Source organism: Kitasatospora sp. NPDC053057, assembly GCF_044546945.1.
GTDB lineage: Bacteria > Actinomycetota > Actinomycetes > Streptomycetales > Streptomycetaceae > Kitasatospora.
On record NZ_JBITZP010000028.1, the window covers coordinates 88845 to 105933 of the forward strand.

Genomic DNA, 17089 nt, shown 5'->3' on the forward strand with positions numbered 1-17089 from the left:
CCTGGGGCGCTGGCTGCGCTCGGCCAAGAGTGTGCATCGAGGGACTCGTTGGGCTTCCGCCGAGCAACTGGCAATGGTGCTTTTCCGGGGCCCCGGCGCCGCGAAGCGCGGCGCCGGGGCCCCACGCTTGACCCTCTCCGCTTCTCTGGGGCCCGCCCCCTCCCCCCTCCCCTCCCTCCTCCCGCTCCTCCACCCACCTGCTCCGCTACTCCACCCACCTCCTCCACCCTCATCTGTCGCGCCCCTAGCCGAGGCCGTGCTGCAGCGGCAACCCCGGCTCACCCGAGAGGCCTACGGCATACCGGAGTTGGACCGCATCGGGTGGTGGGCGGTGACCGGTCGCGGGAACGATTCGTTGGTCGGTGCGGCACACCGCACCACCGATCCGAAGAGGTCCCCGTCATGTCCGAACCCTTTGCCACGCCGCAGTCCCCGAGCCGCCCGACAGGCTCGGCCGCCGGCGAGTCGACCGGGCCCGCGACCCCCAAGACCCTGCTTGAGCAGATGCAGGAACTGCTCGCCTCGGTGACCGCGGACCTCGCCGCGCTGCAATCCGGTACCCGGAGCACTACCCCGGCCGCCGCCTACCCGGCCGGCACCGACACCTCCGACGCTCCGGCCGCGCCGGGCACCCGGTAGTCCGGCGCCCGCTCCTCCTCCGTCGGCCCGCCCGCACCCGGCGGCCCGAGCCGGACCACGAGTAACGGCGAACCCCCACCAGCCCGTTCCGGTTCCGCACCACCGAGCGCCGTACGCTCCGCTCCTCCGCCCCGGTCGGCCGCCTCCCGCAACCGCGCGGCCACGTCCTTGCACTCCGACATCGCGTCGACACCGTCGATGCACGTCCAGTACAGACTCTCGGTGTCGGCTCCGCAGGCCAGCACGACCAGCGTCTCGCCGACCTCCCGCAGCAGTTCGTCCAGCGCGCCCAACGTCAGCTCCAGTTCACCGAGTTCGGTGAGCCGACCGACGCGTCCGCCGCTCACCAGGGTGCCGTTGGCGACGGATCTGTCCAGGCAGACCGCCGCATGCGCGCCCGCCTCGGAGAGCTGCTGGCCGAGCCCCGTCAGATCGTCGTCCTCCGACTCCGCCAGCCGGGCGCCCACCGCCTCGGTGAGCAGCGCGACCTGCCGTGCCTCGGCCAGCACGTCCGGTACCTGCCTGGCCTCCGCCAGGGCGTGCCGGGCCGTCTTGATCAGTCGCAGCGCCTCCATGGCCCCCGCTCCTTCCGCTCGTCGTCGCCGTCGACCAGCACCGCCGCCGGGGCGGTGGAGTGGTCACGGGGAGAGCGTGCGGGGAAGGCGGGGTGGGCCGCATCCGGCTTGTCGGAAGCTGTGGACAACCCTGGGGTTGTGGATAACTTCCGTCCCTCACAAGGGTGGTCAGCCCACGTCCGGGTTGACATCGTCCGCTGCCCCCGGCACCGGGAAACGGTGTTCGTTGCGCTCGATCTTGGCGGCGAGCGCCTCCAGCGGGTCCACTCCGACCGCCGTACAGAACTGCACCAGGTACGCCAGTACGTCGGCGACCTCGTCGCGCACCCGGTGGGCCAGTTCCGGGTCCGACATCACCGCGGCCGCCTGCTCGGGCGTGAGCCACTGGAAGATCTCCAGCAGTTCCCCCGCCTCCACGCTCAGCGCCGCCGCCAGGTTCTTCGGCGTGTGGAACGGCTCCCACCGCCGGGCCGCCGCGAACTCCACCAGCCGCTGCCGCAGCGCCTCCAAGGTCAGCTTCCCGGGCTCCGGCGCGCCCCCGGACACCCCGTCCACCGCAGGCTCCCCCGGCCTCGTCACTCGCTCGTTCACGCCCCCAGGTCTACCGCATCCGCGTCCCCGGCCACAGCCGAGGCGGCCCCACCCCCGGCCCCGGCTGCCGACGAGCCCACGGAACCCGACGAGCCCCCGGCCGCAGCCGACCCCCCGGCCGCCGACGAGGCCTCCTCCCCACGCCCGCACTGGACCGGCACCCGGGCCGCCTCCGGCCGCAGCACCGTCAACCCCGTCCCCGGATCCCGCCGGCACTCCACCAGCGCCACCTCGCCCGGCGACTCCTCGCCCGCCCCGAACGCCTCCCGCGCCGCCGCCGGCTCCTGCAGCGCGGCCACCACCCGCAGCTGGTTGCGCCCCGCCATGTCCCGCGCCAGCCGCAGCAGCGAGGCGGTCTGTTCGGTGGCGAGCCCGGCGCCGAGGTCCTCGGCGAGCACGGTGAGCTGACGGTGCGCCCACGGCACCTCGGCGGCCACGTCGAGGTCGAGCACCCCCGCCCCGGTCAGCAGCACCGCAGCGAAGGCGAGGTGGCGCAGCATGCCGTCGGAGGCCTGGTCGGCCCCGGTGCGCCCGAGCACGCCCTCGTCGAAGACGGCCAGCACCCGCCGCCCGCGCTCGCGCTCGGCGAGGGTGAGCCCGAGCAGCGGGTGCGGCGCGGCCGCCTGGACGGCCCGCAGCAGTTGCCCGTACCGGCGCGGGCACTCGTGGGCGAGCCGGTTGATCACGGCCGAGATGTTGGCGGCGTTGCTGCGCAGCCGGGCCTGCGGGTCGGCCTTGGCCCAGCCGCGCATCAGCGCCGGGACGGGGTGCAGCGGGAAGACCTCGCGCAGCGCGGTGAGCAGGTCCTCGACCGCGGCCAGGACCAGCCGCTCGCCGGTGGACGAGCCGGCCACCCGCAGCGGCAGCTGGGCGGTGATCATGGTGCCGCTGGGGAACGGCGCCCGGATGTCCCCCTGCCGGGTGTCGTTGTGCCAGCAGACGTTGACGCGCCCGTTGCGTACGTCCTGCTCACCGGTGTCCACCAGGATCCGACCGTCGAGACTGAGCGACTCCCGGGCGACCCGGACCGCCCCGTCGGTGCGGATCACCAGGTCGAGCCGGATCCGGCCGCGCGGTGAGCGGACGGTGCAGCCCAGGATGACGGCGTCCCGCCCGTGCGGCACGCACCCGTCCAGACCGCCGCGCACGGGCGTGGCGAGCGGGCCGGTGCGGTCGGGCAGCCCGTTCAGGGAGCCGGCGATCTCGTCGCCGAGGGCGAGCCGGGACAGCACGGCCAGCGCGTCGAGGGCGTTGGACTTGCCCACGCCGGCCGGCCCGTGCAGCACGGTGAGCGGCGCGAGTGGCAGGACGGCCCGCCGGTAGGACTTGAAGGCGGTGAGCCGCAGCTCCTCGACGGTGGGGCGGGGCACGGGTGGGCGGTCGGGCCCCGGAGCGCCGCCGGGGTGCAGTGGGGCCGGCCCGGCGGGCGCGGCGGCGTCGCGGTTCACCCGTCGGACGTTAGCCGCAGCCCGACCGGGCGAAACGTGCCTGCTCGGCAGATTCATCCCAACGTGGCGGACCTGCCGCACACCGCTGACTACAGCGGCCGCCGGTAGGCGGCCACCGTCACCGAGGCGGTCACCTCGACCGGGTCCGGCAGGGCCGCGAGGGCGGCCGCGAGCCGGTCGGGGTCGGTGTGCCAGGCGCTCGGGCCCATGCCGACGACGGTCCGGACGTCCTGCGCGGAGAGCCGCTGGGTGAACTCGACCGACCGCTGGTCGACCGGCGTCAGGTACGGGCCGAGCTTCTCGTCGATCCGGCGCTGCTTGTCCTCGTCCACCGACAACAGGCCGAGGGCGTCCACGAGTTCGCGCAGGTGGCTCGCGGTGGGCGAGACCAGCAGCAGAGTGCCGCCGGGGCGCAGCACCCGGCGGATCTCGGGGCCGTTGCGCGGGGCGAAGACGTTGAGCATCAGCTCGGCGGAGGCGTCGCGCAGCGGCAGCGGGCGCCAGGCGTCGCAGACCACGGCGCCGATCCGGGGGTGGGCCTTGGCGGCGCGGCGCAGTGCGAACTTGGAGATGTCGAGGGCCGCGCCGACCCGGCCGGGCAGAGCGTCCAGGACGTGCGCCAGGTAGTGGCCGGTGCCGGCGCCGAGGTCGGCGACCAGGCCCTCCGGATCGAGGCCTTCCGGGCCGGCGGCACCGGCCGTGGACGGCGTGGCTTCGACCAGGGCCGAGGCGGCCTCGGCGAGGGCGTCGGCGATCGGCCGGTAGTGGCCGGCGGCGAGGAAGTCGGCGCGGGCGGCGACCATCTCGGCGGTGTCGCCGGTGCCGGTGTGGGCGTCACCGGCGAGGAGGCTGACGTAGCCCTGCTTGGCGAGGTCGAAGCTGTGCCCGGCGGGGCAGCGCAGGCTGCGCTCGTGCCGAGTGAGGGCCTGCGCGCAGTGGGGGCAGGCCAGGTAGGGCTCGATGTCCTGCAGCAACGTTCCGTCTTCTCTCGCCGTTCGACCCCGGCCGGTCGGGGTCGCCAGCCAGCCTAACCACCCCCGCCCGCCGCCGGCCCAATCGAACGCCCGGCGGCCGCGCACCCGCGCGGCCTCCGCGCAAATCGGTGGCGCCGCACCGGCACCCCTGTTTGGATGCACGCCGTGACCTCAGTCGATCATGCTCCGGACCCCGCCCTCCTCGACGGCATCGAGCGCTACTACGACGCCGTGCCCCGCAGCGCCGCCACCGCCGAGGACTTCGGCCCACTGACCCTGTTCGTCCGCAGGGGCAGCACCGGCTGGCACTACTACGCCCGCCCGACGCCCGGCCACGACGGCCCGGCCGCCACCGCCGAGGACGTCCGCCGGGTGCTGGAGCGGCAGCGGGAGCTGGGCCTGCCGGAGGCCTTCGAGTGGGTGGCCGAGCAGAACCCCGAGCTGCGCGCCGCGGTGGAGGCGGCCGGGCTGACGGTGCACGAGCACCCGCTGCTGGTGCTCGGCCCGCAGGACGAGGCGGCCCCGGCACCGGCCCTCCCGGAGCGGGCCGAGGTACGGGTGCTGGCCGCGGACGCCCCCGAGCTGGCCGACGCGGTCGCCGTCCCGCACGTGGCCTTCGGCAGCCCGGGCACCGCCACCGGCGCCGCGGGGGCGGCCGAACTGGCCGCGAGCGCGGCGAGGCTGACGGCCGACGGCGGCGTGGCGCGGATCGCGCAGCGCATCACCGACGGCGTCACCGTGCTGGCCGCCGTACTGGACGGCGCCGAGGTGCTGTGCGCGGGCCAGCACAACCCGGTGGGCCCGGTCACCGAGGTGGTCGGGGTCGGCACGCTCCCCTCCGCCCGGCGGCGCGGGCTGGGCCTGGCGGTCACCGCGGCCCTGGTGGCACACGCCCGCGCCAACGGCGTCCGGACGGTGTTCCTGTCCGCCTCCGACGAGGACGTGGCCCGGATCTACCGCCGGGCCGGCTTCCGCCCGTTCGCGACCGCCCTCATCGCGGAGCCCGCCTCCCCGGACGCCTAGCAGGGCGCCGAACAGGGCACCGGGCAGCTCGGAGCAGCTCCGAGCAGAGCGCCGAACAGGGCTGCGAACAAGGGGACAAGGAGCTGAGCAGGGCACCGAGGCCTGGACCCGGCCGGAGCCCTGAAACGGAACACCGCGGCAGGACGAGGACGGCGCTCAGTCGTCGTCCTCGTCCTCCACCCCGCTGACGCCCTCCCCCTCAGCCTCGTCGACCACCCAGGCCGCCAGCCGCTCGGCGACCCCGGACACCCCCAACCGTCCTTCCCGGATGGCCCGGGAGAGGCTGCGCACCTCGCGGGCGGTGGTGGCGACGGTGCAGCCGCTGGCGACGAGGTAGGCGTAGGCGACGGCGGTCGCGAAGAGCTCGTTGGTCTTCTCCAGGGCCGGCACCCGGATCAGCTGGTGCATCAGCGCGGCCGCACGGTCCTGCGGCTCGGGGTAGACGGAGATGTCGAAGATCTCGGCCTGGTGCCGGGTGACGGCCGCGAGCAGTGAGCCGTAGTCGGTGACCTGCGGGTCACCGGGCGTGTACTGCTCGGCGGTCATGAGCAGCCACGAGAGGTCGACCTCCAGTTTCAACGGCGCACGTCCTGGAGTTCGCCCGAGTCCCCGAACTCGGCGAGGAAGGCCGTCTCGTACTCCTTCATGAACTGCGCGGCGGCGTCGATGAAGGCCCGTCCCGACTCACCCATGTCCTGCTGGACCAGGCGCTCGATGTACTGGTTCATGCTGATCCCCTGTTGCTCCGCCCGTTCCCGGGCCATCTCCGCGGTCGTGGCGTCCACTCGGACGTTCAGCTGCTTCTTGCCCATGCCGTTCAAGCTAGCGCTGACGCGCTAGCACAACAAGGGCGCACGCACACCGCCCGTACACCTCCCGCACGCCCCCGCGCAACCTTGAGCCCGCCCAACCTTGAGCCCGCGGGTCCGACGGGTCCCTACCCCGGGGCCATCCGGCCCACCCTTCACCCGTGACCGGACCTACCCTGAATCTGACCGAACCTGACTTGAAGAGTCCTCCGGCATCCGTGACTCTGAACTCTCCTGAGCGTTCCCCGAGCGGCACCGACCGGTTTTTCTGGAGGCCGGCAATGACAGCCATGTTCGACCAGGAGCTGCGCGAGCAGCTCGCCCAGGCCCGGCGGGACCTCGCGGCGGCCCGGGCCGAAGGGGACGCCGACGGCGTCCAGGCGTACGAGGGCCGGGTCGCCTCGCTCCTCAGGCTCGCCGCCCAGCACGGCATCGACCTTCCGCACAGCGCCGACGAAGAGGAGCGCAACGAGTAACCGCGCCCCGCGCCGAGTAGCCGCGCCCGGCAATGCCGAGGAGGCGGCCCCCGTACGCCACGGGGTGCCGCCTCCTCGGTGTCTGCCGCCGAACGCGGGGGTCACTCCCCGGCGGGCTCCAGGATCGCCACGCACTCGAAGTGGTGCGTCATCGGGAACAGGTCGAAGGCCCGCAGCGAGACCGGCCGGTAGCCGCCCTCGCGGAAGAACTTCAGGTCCCGGGCGAGCGCCGCCGGGTCGCAGGCCACGTACGCGATCCGGCGCGCCTCCAGGCCGACCAGGTGCGCGACGGTCTCGCGACCGGCGCCCGAGCGCGGCGGGTCCAGCACGATCAGGTCGGTGGCGGTGATGCCGGTGCGCGGCAGCAGCGTCTCGACCCGGTCGCACTCGATCCGCACGTTGTCCAGCGCGGCCAGGTTGTGCCGGGCGTCGACCACGGCCTGCTTGGCGGACTCGATGCCGAGCACCGCGCCGTCCTCGCCGACCCGGTCGGCCAGCGCGCCGGCGAACAGGCCGACCCCGCAGTACAGGTCGAGCGCGTTCTCGCCCCACTGCGGGTCCAGTCCGTCCAGCACCGCGTCGACCAGGGTGTCCGGCGCCTCCGGGTGGATCTGCCAGAAGCCGCCGTTGCTGACCCGCCAGGTCCGCCCGGCCGCCCGCTCGCGCACGAAGCTGCGCCCGTGCACCTTGTGCACGTCGCCCTGGTCGTCCACCCGGGCGATCGACACCGGCTTGTCCAGCTCGACCAGCGGCAGCTGGGCCCCGTCGCGCGGGGTCAGCACCACCTGGCGGTCCGAGGAGCCGCTCGCGGCGATCACCTCGACGCTCGCCACGCCCGGCCAGTCCCGGGACTCGATGCCCAGCTCGGTGACGCCCTCGGCGGCGATCAGGCAGCGGTCCACCAGCTGCACCTCGTGCGAGCGGTGCTTGCGCAGGCCGACCTTCCCGGTCTCCGCGTCGACCGTGTACTGCACCCGGGTGCGCCAGGCCGGCACCTGCCCGGCCGGCAGCTTGCCGCCGACCGGCTCGACGCTGCCGTCCCAGCCCGCCTCGGCCGGGGTCAGCCCGGCCAGCTTCGCCAGCTGCTCGGTCAGCACCGCCGCCTTGAGCTTGCGCTGCCCGCCCGGGGTCACGTGCTGCCAGTCGCAGCCGCCGCACTTGCCGGGCCCGGCGAACGGGCACGGCGCCTCGATCCGGTCCTTGGCGGGCTCCAGCACCTCCACGGCGTCCGCGCGCAGGAAGCGCGAGGTGGTGGTGCCCTCGGTCACCAGCGCGACCACCTTCTCGCCGGGCAGCGCGTGCCGGACGAACAGCACCCGCCCCTCGTGCCGGGCCACGCAGTGCCCGCCGCCGTGCGCGACCGGGCCGACCTCGACCTCGTAGCGCTCGCCGACCAGCGGCTCCCCGGAGGGCGTCTCCGGCCGGGACGTCCGCGCGGCCGCACCGCGCAGCGCCTTCGGCGGCCGCACCGCCTGCTTGCGCGGCGCCTTCCGGCCGTCGCCCGCAGCGCCCTTCCCGTCCCGGGAGTCCCTGGAGTCCCTGGAGTCCCGAGCCGGCTTCCCGTCCCGAGCGTCCCGGGCATCCCGAGCCGGCTTCCCACCCCGCACGGGCTTCTCCGCCGGGGTCTCCCCCGGCACGACCGGCGCCGTGCGCGCCGTCAGTCCCTCACGGTCGGTGGCCTCCGGCCGGTTCGGCCGGCCCCAGCGCGGCCGGGCCACCTGCCCGGGCTGGGAGCCGCCCCGACGGGCGCCCTTGCTCTTGCCGGAGGCGCCGGAGGAGCCCGAGGAGCGGGGCGGAGTGTTGCGCGTCACTGGGAGGAGTCCTTGCTGCGGTCGGTGGCACCGGTGTCGGTCGCACCGGTACGGACGGAATCCTTCGACTTTACGGCCTTCGGCGCCCGAGGCTCGCCACGGCGGACGGACCCGGGCGCTGACCAGGCCTTCTGCAGCTTGCGCCGCTCCGAGGACTCCAGCTGCCAGGGCACCGAGGTGACCATCACCCCGGGCTTGAACAGCAGCCGCCCCTTGAGCCGCAGCGCGCTCTGGTTGTGCAGCAGGTGCTCGTACCAGTGGCCGACCACGTACTCGGGGATGTACACCGAGACCACGTCGCGCGGGCTGCTGCGCCGCAGGTTCTTCACGTAGTCCAGCACCGGCCCGGTGATCTCGCGGTACGGCGAGTCCAGCACCTTGAGCGGCACCTCGATGCCGCGCTCGTCCCACTCCCGCCTCAGCGCCGCCGTGTCGTCCGGGTCGACGTTGACGGTGACCGCCTCCAGGGTGTGGGCGCGGGCCAGCCTGGCGTACGCGAGGGCGCGCAGCGCCGGCTTGTGCAGCTTGGAGACCAGCACGATGGCGTGCACCCGGGTCGGCAGCGCCACGTCGTCCGGCTCCTCGGCGGCGGTGAGCTCGTCGGAGACCCGGTCGTAGTGGCGGCGGATGCCCTTCATCATCACGAACAGCACGACCATCGCCGCGATCGCGATCCAGGCGTGGCCGATCTTGGTCACCAGGACGACGATCAGCACCGCCATGGTCATCACCAGGCCGAAGCCGTTGATCGCCCGGCTGCGCTGCATGTGGCGCCGCTTGGCCGGGTCGGTCTCGGTGCGCAGCAGCCTGGTCCAGTGCCGGATCATGCCGGACTGGCTCATGTTGAAGGAGACGAAGACGCCGACGATGTAGAGCTGGATCAGCCGGTTCGGGTCCGCGTCGAAGGAGATGATCAGCAGGATCGCGGCGATCGCCAGCAGGATGATGCCGTTGGAGAAGGCCAGCCGGTCGCCGCGGGTGTGCAGCTGGCGCGGCAGGTAGCGGTCCTGGGCGAGGATCGAGCCGAGCACCGGGAAGCCGTTGAAGGCGGTGTTGGCGGCCAGCACCAGGATCAGGCCGGTGACGGCGGCGACGAAGTAGAAGCCGGGCGTGAAGTTGCTGAAGACGGCCTCGCTGATCTGCGCCAGCGCGGTCTTCTGGTGGTAGCCGGAGCCGGCGCCGACGAGCTGCTCGGCCGGGTTCTCGGCCATCTGGACGCCGGTCAGCCGGGCCAGCCAGATGATGCCCATGAACATCACCACGGCGACGCTCGCCATCATCAGCAGCGTGGTGGCCGCGTTCTTGCTCTTGGGCTTGCGGAAGGCGGGCACACCGTTGGAGATCGCCTCCACACCGGTCAGCGCGGCGCAGCCGGAGGAGAAGGACTTCAGCAGCAGGAACACCATCGCGAACCCGGCCAGCGATCCGTTGCCCGGGGTGGCCTCCAGGTGGAAGCCGGAGCTCTCGGCGGGCATGTCCTGGCCGAGCACGAAGTGCCGGAGGAAGCCGTAGCCGACCATCCCGATCACGCCGATCATGAAGGCGTAGGTGGGCACCGCGAAGGCGCTGCCGGACTCGCGCACCCCGCGCAGGTTCATGCCCATCAGCAGCACGACGACGACCACCGACACGATCGTCTCGTGTCCGCGCAGCGCGGGAACGGCGGAGACCACGTTGGCGACGCCCGAGGTGGTGGACACGGCGACGGTCAGCACGTAGTCGACCATCAGGGCCGCGGCGACCACCAGTCCGGCGGCCGGCCCGTGGTTGACGGTCGCCACCTCGTAGTCGCCGCCCCCGCTGGGGTAGGCGTGCACGTTCTGCCGGTAGGAGGCGACGACGGCGAGCATCACGATCGCCACCACGACGCCGATCTGCCAGGAGAAGTGGATCGCCGAAGCCCCCGCGACGGAGAGCGTGAGCAGGATCTCCTCGGGGGCGTACGCGACCGAGGAGAGGGCGTCCGAGGCGAAGACGGGGAGCGCGATCCGCTTGGGGAGGAGGGTTTCCCCGAGCTTGTCGCTGCGTAGGGCGGGCCCGATCAGGATGCGTTTCGGAAGGTCAGTCGGCATAGGCACGTTAAGGAATCGTAGGGGCTCGCCGGACATTGCTCCGCCGTTTGTCCCCCCCTTCGTCGCGACTGCGTTCGGTGGACCGGCTAGCGTGTCGGATACGAGTCGGCGGGCAACACTCTGGTTGTCGAGCGGTGTCCAGCCGATACCCCCACGAGAACCCTCGTCCCGGAAAGCCGGGCGAGAAAGGGAGATGAACGGTGTTTGCGCAGGTCAAGAACCCTACGGAACGGGTGAGGTAGCGCCGGTGCACATCGTCATCATGGGCTGCGGCCGCGTGGGCTCCGCCCTCGCGAGAACGCTGGAGAAACAGGGCCACTCGGTGGCCGTGGTCGACCAGGACCCGACCGCGTTCCGTCGGCTGGGTGCCGGGTTCAACGGGCGCCGGGTGACCGGTGTAGGTTTCGACCAGGACACCCTGCGCGAGGCGGGCATCGAGGAGGCCGGCGCCTTCGCCGCCGTCTCCAGCGGTGACAACTCCAACATCATCGCCGCCCGGGTCGCCCGGGAGACCTTCGGCGTGGAGAACGTCGCGGCCCGCATCTACGACCCGCGCCGCGCCGAGGTGTACCAGCGCCTGGGCATCCCGACCGTGGCGACGGTCCGCTGGACCGCCGACCAGATGCTGCGCCGGCTGCTGCCGAGCGGCGCCGAGCCGCTGTGGCAGGACCCGAGCGGCAGCGTGCAGCTGGCCGAGATCGCGTACCACCCGAACTGGGTCGGCCAGCGGATCAGCCGCCTGGAGGAGACCTCCGGCGCCCGGGTGTCGTTCGTCACCCGGCTCGGTGAGGGCATGCTGCCCTCGCCGCAGATGGTGGTGCAGGAAGGCGACCTGGTGCACGTGATGCTGCGCCGGGCCGACCTGACGGCGGTCGAGGCCGCGTTCGCGCAGGGGCCGAAGGAGGAGGGTCACTGATGCGGGTCGCCATTGCCGGGGCCGGTGCCGTGGGCCGCTCGATCGCGGGCGAGCTGCTGGAGAACGGTCACGAGGTCCTGCTGATCGACAAGAACCCCAACTCCATCTCGGTGGAGCGGGTGCCCATGGCGGAGTGGCTGCTGGCCGACGCCTGTGAGATCACCTCGCTGGACGAGGCGGCGCTGCAGCGCTGCCACGTGGTGATCGCCGCGACCGGTGACGACAAGGTCAACCTGGTCGTCTCGCTGCTCGCCAAGACCGAGTACGCGGTGCCGCGGGTGGTCGCCCGGGTGAACAACCCGAAGAACGAGTGGCTCTTCAACGAGTCCTGGGGCGTGGACGTGGCCGTGTCCACCCCGCGTCTGATGTCCGCGCTGGTCGAGGAGGCGGTCAGCGTCGGCGACCTGGTCCGCCTGATGCGCTTCAGCCAGGGCAACGCCAACCTGGTCGAGCTGACCCTGGCCGCCGAGGCCGAGCTGGTCGGCACCCGGGTCGGCGGTGTCGTCTGGCCGCAGGACACCGCGCTGGTGAGCATCATCCGCGAGGGCCGGGTGCTGGTGCCGGGCAAGGACGACACCCTGGAGGGCGGCGACGAGCTGCTCTTCGTCGCCGCGCAGGAGCGCGAGGAGGAGCTGGAGCAGCTGCTGTCGGCCACCTCCGGCGCCCAGTAGGCCTGCGCCTGCGCCGTACGGCCGAGGGCCCGCATCCCCGTCGCGGGGGTGCGGGCCCTCGGCCGTACCGGCGGGCGCGGCTACTTGGCCGGCTCCTCCTCGTCGTCGTCCAGCGGCGCCTTGATCGGCGGCGGCGCCTTCAGCAGGATCTGCCAGGTGACGTACATCGCCAGCAGCAGCGGTGGGATGCCGAGGGCGACCTTCAGCCAGCCGAGCAGGTTGACGTTGTGGGTGAAGTACAGCGGGAAGAGGATCACCGGCTTGAGGCCCATGATCACCACCCAGGCCCAGGTCGCCTTGGTGTAGGCGGCGAGGCGGCCGGGGTTCTCCTTGCGCCAGGTGAACATCTCGCCGGTGATCGGGCCGAGCATCACCCCGATCATCGGCCAGCGCACCAGGGCGGAGACCGCCATCCCGGCACAGTAGCCGACGCTCCAGAGCAGGCCGGGCAGGTAGAAGTCCTCGGCCTTGCCGCTCTTCATCGCGATCCAGGCGCCGAGGGCGACGCCGAACACCCCGCTGAAGGCGTGCTGGATGGTCTCCCGCCGGGCCAGCCGGGCCACCACGAACAGCGCGCTCAGGCCGAGCGCGGCCCAGGCGGCGGCGCTGACCTGGTGGGTGACGTTGTAGGTGAGGATGAAGACCAGGCCGGGCAGCGTCATGTCGATCATGCCGCGCACGCCGCCGAAGGCCTGCAGGACGGTGTCGGCGGCCTCCTTGGAGGCGGCCTGCCGGGCGGCCTCGGCGGCCGCCGGGTCCAGGGGCCGGTCAGCGGCCGACGCGGTGCCCTCGATCGACCGCGCCAGACCGTCCACGGCCTCCTCGGCCGCGGTGGCCTGCCAGGCGGCCACGTCGGCGGCGTTCAGGTCGATCCGGGCGGCGGCGTCGCCGCCGGGGTGGTTGCTCACGCTCATTCGCTCCCGTGTCCGACCGGACGCAGCTCATAGCGGGGGTTGAACAGCACGCGGCGCCCGCGTGCGTGGCTGATCCGACCGCTGGCGACCAGCCGGCGGCCCGGCTCTATGCCGGCGATCGAGCGGCGACCCAGCCAGACGACCTCCAGCGCCTCGGTGCCGTCGAAGAGCTCGGCCTCCAGGGCCGGCACCCCGGCCCGGGGGCGGAGCGTCACCGTGCGCAGCGTGCCCGCGACGGTGACCAGCTGACGGTCGGCGCAGCCGGCGATCGGCGTGCAGCCCGACTCGGCGGCGCTCTCCTGGCGCAGGTCCTCGGCGTCCAGTTCCTCGGCCGAGGAGGTCAGCCGGCTGAGCATGCGGCGGAACCGCCCCTGCGGCCGGTCGCTGCTGTTGTCACCACTCATGTCGGCAGGGTACCGGTTTCCGGACCCCCGGCGGCAGGCGTCACAGCCGCCGGGGGACGCCCCGATCAGCTCTCGAAGCGGTAGCCCATGCCCGGTTCGGTGATGAAGTGGCGCGGGTGCGAGGGGTCGCGCTCCAGCTTGCGGCGCAGCTGGGCGAGGTAGACCCGCAGGTAGTTGGTCTCGGTGCGGTATGCCGGGCCCCACACCTCCTGGAGCAGCTGGGTCTGGCTGACCAGCCGTCCGGCGTTGCGGACCAGCACCTCCAGCAGGTGCCATTCGGTGGGCGTGAGGCGTACGTCGCTGCCGTCCCGGTTGACCTTCTTGGCGGCGAGGTCGACGGTGAAGCTCTCGGTGACGACCAGCGAGTCGTCCTCCCCGGCCACCGGCTCGGCCCGGCGCACGGCGGCCCGCATCCGGGCGAGCAGCTCGTCCATCCCGAAGGGCTTGGTGACGTAGTCGTCGGCTCCGGCGTCCAGGGCCTCGACCTTCTCGTCGGAGGCGTGCCGGGCCGACAGCACGATGATCGGCACCCGGGTCCAGCCGCGCAGGCCGCGGATCACCTCGACGCCGTCCATGTCGGGCAGGCCCAGGTCGAGCACGACGACGTCCGGATGGCGGGCGGCGGCGAGTTCCAGGGCGCTCGCGCCGTCATGGGCCGCGTCGACCTCGTACTTGCGGGCCTTGAGGTTGATCACCAGTGCGCGGACGATCTGCGGTTCGTCGTCCACCACGAGGACCCGGGTCATTTACGGGCTCCGCCTTTCAGGCTGTCGGATCTTACGGACTGTGTGTCGGCTCTTGGTACGACGTGCGCCGCCGGTTCCCACGCGATCAGCCGGTCTCACGTGATCAGCCGGTTCCCACGCGATCGGCCGGGTCTCACGTGATCAGCTGCGAGAGCGGATCGCGGCCCCCGCCGGTCGGCTCGTCCGGTTCGGGCGGGCGCCCGACCGCGGGCAGGCTGACGACCATGGTGAGGCCGCCCCCGGGGGTGTCCTCGGCGGTGACGGTACCGTCCATCGCCTCGACGAACCCGCGCGCCACCGCGAGCCCGAGGCCGACTCCGGCGCCGCGCGGCGCGTCCCCGTAGCGCTGGAACGGCGCGAAGATCCGCTCCTTGGCGTCCTCGGGCACACCCGGGCCGCGGTCGACGATCCGCAGCTCGACCCGGCCGGGCCGGCCCGGCTGCTCCAGGGCGTCGGCCTTGACCAGCACCCTGACGCCGTCCGGGCTGTACTTGACGGCGTTCTCGACCAGGTTGGCCAGCGAGCGCTCCAGCAGCCCGCCGTCGGCCCGGATCATCGGCAGCGTCTCCGGGACCTCCAGCCGGACGGACTCCGGCGGCACGCCGCCGAGCGCGTAGGGCACCACCTCGTCCAGGTCGGTCTCCTGGATCAGCGGGGTGACGGTGCCGGTCTGCAGCCGGCTCATGTCGAGCAGGTTGTTGATCAGGTGGTCGAGCCGGTCGGCCCCGGCCTCGATCCCGGCCAGCAGCTCGGCCTCGTCCTCGGGGTCCCACTCGACGTCGGCCGAACGCAGCGAGCTCACCGAGGCCTTGATCCCCGCCAGCGGGGTGCGCAGGTCGTGCGAGACGGCGGCCAGCAGAGCGGTCCGGATCCGGTTGCCCTCGGCCTCCCGGCGGGCCGCGACGGCCTCCCCGGCCAGCCGGCGGCGCTCCAGCACCACGGCGGCCTGCGCCGCGAAGGCCCCCAGCAGCCGCCGGTCCGCCCCGGGCAGCACCCGCCCGCGCAGCACCAGCGCCAGGCTCTCGCCGACCGGCACGTCCACATCGGCTTCCTCGGGCCGCTCCGGCGGGCACGGCCCGGCTGTGGCGACCGGTACCCAGCCGCCGGTCGGCTCGGGCCGCTCCAGCAGCGCCGCGCTCTCCTGCCCGAAGGTCTCCCGGACCTGCTCCATCAGGGCGGTCAGCACCCCGTCCCCGTTCGGCGCGCCGCGCAGCACCGTGCCGGCCAACGCGCTGAGCGTCTGTGCCTCGGTCTGGGCCCGCGCCGCCTGGTGGGTGCGCCGGGCCGCCAGGTCCACCACGGAGGCGACCGAGCAGCCGACGACGGTGAATATCGCCACCGCCATGATGTTCTCCGGCTCGTCGATGGAGAACGTGTGCAGCGGCGGAGTGAAGTAGAAGTTCAGCACCGAGGAGCCGACCAGGGCCGAGCCGATCGACGGCAGCAGGCCGCCGACCAGAGCCGCGAGCACCGTCAGCGACAGGAACAGCAGCATGTCGGTGGACAGGCCCAGCCCGCCGATGGTGGTCAGCACGATCGCCAGCAGTGGCGGACCCGCCAGCCCGATCAGCCAGCCCGCGACGGTCCTGGTCCGGCCCAGGTCGGTGATCCGGCGCACGGGTATCTTGCCGCGGCGCCCGTGCCCGGCGTGCTCGTGGGTGACCATGTGGACATCGATGTCCCCGGCCTTCTGAGTGACCACGGTGCCCACGCCCGGCCCGTACAGGTACTGCCAGCGGGGCCGGCGGCTGGTGCCCAGCACGATCTGGGTGGCGTTCACCCCCCGGGCGAAGTCCAGCAGCCCGCCGGCCGGATCGTCGCCCAGGACGTTGTGGAAGGAGCCGCCGAGGCTCTCCACCAGCGCCCGCTGCTCGATCAGCGTCTGCGGCGAGCCGGAGCCCGCGAGCCCGTCCGAGCGGGAGATGTGCACGGCCAGCAGCTCACCGCCGGAGACCCGGGCCGCGATCCTGGCCGCCCGGCGGATCAGCGTCGCCCCCTCCGGGCCGCCGGTCAGACCGACCACGATCCGCTCCCGGGCCTGCCAGGTGCCCTCGATCCCCTGCTCGGCGCGGTACTTCTGCAGGTACTCGTCCACCCGGTCCGCGGTCCACAGCAGCGCCAGCTCGCGCAACGCGGTCAGGTTGCCCGGGCGGAAGTAGTTGCCGAGCGCGGCGTCGATCTTCTCCGGCGTGTACACGTTGCCGTGCGCCAGCCGCCGCCGCAGTGCCTGCGGGGACATGTCCACCAGCTCGATCTGGTCCGCCCGGCGGACCACCTCGTCCGGGACGGTCTCCCGCTGGCGCACCCCGGTGATGCCCTCGACGGCGTCGCCGAGCGACTCCAGGTGCTGGACGTTCACGGTGGAGATCACGTCGATCCCGGCCGCGAGCAGCTCCTCGACGTCCTGCCAGCGCTTCTCGTTGCGGCAGCCGGGCACGTTGGTGTGGGCCAGCTCGTCCACCAGCGCCACCTCGGGGCGGCGGGCCAGGACGGCGTCCAGGTCCATCTCGGAGAACCTCGCGCCCCGGTGCACCACCTGCTGGCGCAGCACGACCTCCAGCCCGGCCACCAGGTCCGCGGTCCGTCGCCGGCCGTGATCCTCCACGAACGCCACCACGACGTCCGTCCCACGCTCCTGCCGCCGGTGCGCCTCGGCGAGCATGGCGTACGTCTTGCCGACCCCGGGGGCCGCCCCGAGGTAGATGCGCAGCCTGCCTCGTCCCATGAGCACCATTCTTGATCCGGCCCTGCCCGGGAGCCACCCCCGGACACCTGTTCCCCCCGCCTTCGAGACTACGGCGTGAGCAGCGATATTCCGGTGATCAGTGCACTGATCGTGCGGTTTTAGCGGCATATTGACGGAGGGGCAGCCACTCGGCGGGGTCACCGGGAGCGACCGGCCGGCCTCGGTCCGAATTGCGGGTAAAACGCGAAGAACCCCCATCCGGAATCCGGATGGGGGTTCTTCTGAATGATTGTTCGGCGGCGTCCTACTCTCCCACAGGGTCCCCCCTGCAGTA

General features: G+C 73.0%; 17 protein-coding genes. 5 read left to right on the forward strand and 12 right to left on the reverse strand.

Translation table 11 applies throughout. The features are described from left to right. Positions 1–402: 402 nt before the first annotated feature. Positions 403–639, forward strand: coding sequence for a hypothetical protein (locus ACIG5E_RS26540; RefSeq protein WP_396537367.1), 237 nt, complete (start codon positions 403–405; stop codon positions 637–639). On the opposite strand, the gene ACIG5E_RS26545 is transcribed toward ACIG5E_RS26540, so the two are convergent. The 4 genes from ACIG5E_RS26545 to ACIG5E_RS26560 form a co-directional block, all read right to left on the reverse strand. Continuing rightward, positions 585–1214, reverse strand: coding sequence for a DUF6099 family protein (locus ACIG5E_RS26545; RefSeq protein WP_396537369.1), 630 nt, complete (start codon positions 1212–1214; stop codon positions 585–587). The two genes, ACIG5E_RS26540 and ACIG5E_RS26545, sit on opposite strands and share 55 nt — an antisense overlap. Before the next feature lie 168 nt (positions 1215–1382). After that, positions 1383–1730 carry a nucleotide pyrophosphohydrolase gene (locus ACIG5E_RS26550; RefSeq protein WP_396537402.1) on the reverse strand — a complete coding sequence of 116 codons (348 nt, stop codon included), beginning with the start codon at positions 1728–1730 and terminating at the stop codon, positions 1383–1385. A 71-nt stretch (positions 1731–1801) separates the two neighbouring features. Further along, positions 1802–3253 carry an AAA family ATPase gene (locus ACIG5E_RS26555; protein ID WP_396537371.1) on the reverse strand — a complete coding sequence of 484 codons (1452 nt, stop codon included), beginning with the start codon at positions 3251–3253 and terminating at the stop codon, positions 1802–1804. 89 nt (positions 3254–3342) lie between these two features. Further along, the gene (locus ACIG5E_RS26560; RefSeq protein WP_396537373.1) at positions 3343–4227 is read right to left on the reverse strand and encodes a putative RNA methyltransferase; all 885 of its coding nucleotides are present in this window, start codon (positions 4225–4227) and stop codon (positions 3343–3345) included. A 165-nt stretch (positions 4228–4392) separates the two neighbouring features. On the opposite strand from ACIG5E_RS26560, the gene ACIG5E_RS26565 reads away from it, so the two are divergent. Next, positions 4393–5250, forward strand: coding sequence for a GNAT family N-acetyltransferase (locus tag ACIG5E_RS26565; protein WP_396537375.1), 858 nt, complete (start codon positions 4393–4395; stop codon positions 5248–5250). A 156-nt stretch (positions 5251–5406) separates the two neighbouring features. Here the strand turns inward: ACIG5E_RS26565 and ACIG5E_RS26570 are convergent, their stop codons facing one another. Both ACIG5E_RS26570 and ACIG5E_RS26575 read right to left on the reverse strand, forming a co-directional pair. Beyond that, a complete protein-coding gene (locus tag ACIG5E_RS26570; RefSeq protein WP_396537377.1) occupies positions 5407–5829 on the reverse strand; it encodes a fic family toxin-antitoxin system, toxin component in 423 nt (140 codons plus the stop codon). Continuing rightward, a complete protein-coding gene (locus ACIG5E_RS26575) occupies positions 5826–6062 on the reverse strand; it encodes a toxin-antitoxin system HicB family antitoxin (RefSeq protein WP_030291064.1) in 237 nt (78 codons plus the stop codon). Before ACIG5E_RS26575 ends, ACIG5E_RS26570 begins: the two co-directional genes overlap by 4 nt. 278 nt (positions 6063–6340) lie before the next feature. On the opposite strand from ACIG5E_RS26575, the gene ACIG5E_RS26580 reads away from it, so the two are divergent. After that, a complete protein-coding gene (locus tag ACIG5E_RS26580) occupies positions 6341–6535 on the forward strand; it encodes a hypothetical protein (protein WP_396537379.1) in 195 nt (64 codons plus the stop codon). Positions 6536–6636: 101 nt separating this feature from the next. Here ACIG5E_RS26580 and ACIG5E_RS26585 read toward each other — a convergent pair whose 3' ends face one another. Then, positions 6637–7986: a class I SAM-dependent RNA methyltransferase gene (locus tag ACIG5E_RS26585; RefSeq protein WP_396537404.1), complete on the reverse strand. Its 1350-nt coding sequence runs from the start codon at positions 7984–7986 to the stop codon at positions 6637–6639. Between the two features lie 356 nt (positions 7987–8342). Beyond that, on the reverse strand, positions 8343–10418 hold the full coding sequence (locus ACIG5E_RS26590) for an APC family permease (RefSeq protein WP_396537405.1): 2076 nt from the start codon (positions 10416–10418) through the stop codon (positions 8343–8345). A 247-nt stretch (positions 10419–10665) separates the two neighbouring features. Here ACIG5E_RS26590 and ACIG5E_RS26595 point away from each other — a divergent pair, with 247 nt between their 5' ends. Then, a complete protein-coding gene (locus ACIG5E_RS26595; RefSeq protein ID WP_396537381.1) occupies positions 10666–11334 on the forward strand; it encodes a potassium channel family protein in 669 nt (222 codons plus the stop codon). Further along, the gene (locus tag ACIG5E_RS26600) at positions 11334–12005 is read left to right on the forward strand and encodes a potassium channel family protein (RefSeq protein WP_396537383.1); all 672 of its coding nucleotides are present in this window, start codon (positions 11334–11336) and stop codon (positions 12003–12005) included. Before ACIG5E_RS26595 ends, ACIG5E_RS26600 begins: the two co-directional genes overlap by 1 nt. Before the next feature lie 80 nt (positions 12006–12085). Here the strand turns inward: ACIG5E_RS26600 and ACIG5E_RS26605 are convergent, their stop codons facing one another. The 4 genes from ACIG5E_RS26605 to ACIG5E_RS26620 form a co-directional block, all read right to left on the reverse strand. Continuing rightward, positions 12086–12913 (reverse strand): DUF3159 domain-containing protein, encoded by an 828-nt coding sequence (locus ACIG5E_RS26605; protein ID WP_396537385.1) that lies wholly within the window; start codon positions 12911–12913, stop codon positions 12086–12088. A gap of 2 nt (positions 12914–12915) precedes the next feature. After that, positions 12916–13323 carry an OB-fold nucleic acid binding domain-containing protein gene (locus ACIG5E_RS26610; RefSeq protein ID WP_396537387.1) on the reverse strand — a complete coding sequence of 136 codons (408 nt, stop codon included), beginning with the start codon at positions 13321–13323 and terminating at the stop codon, positions 12916–12918. A gap of 65 nt (positions 13324–13388) precedes the next feature. Continuing rightward, a complete protein-coding gene (locus ACIG5E_RS26615) occupies positions 13389–14069 on the reverse strand; it encodes a response regulator (RefSeq protein ID WP_396537389.1) in 681 nt (226 codons plus the stop codon). Between the two features lie 133 nt (positions 14070–14202). Next, complete coding sequence (locus tag ACIG5E_RS26620; protein WP_396537391.1) at positions 14203–16794, reverse strand: ATP-binding protein; 2592 nt, start codon at positions 16792–16794, stop codon at positions 14203–14205. Between the last annotated feature and the right edge of the window lie 295 nt (positions 16795–17089).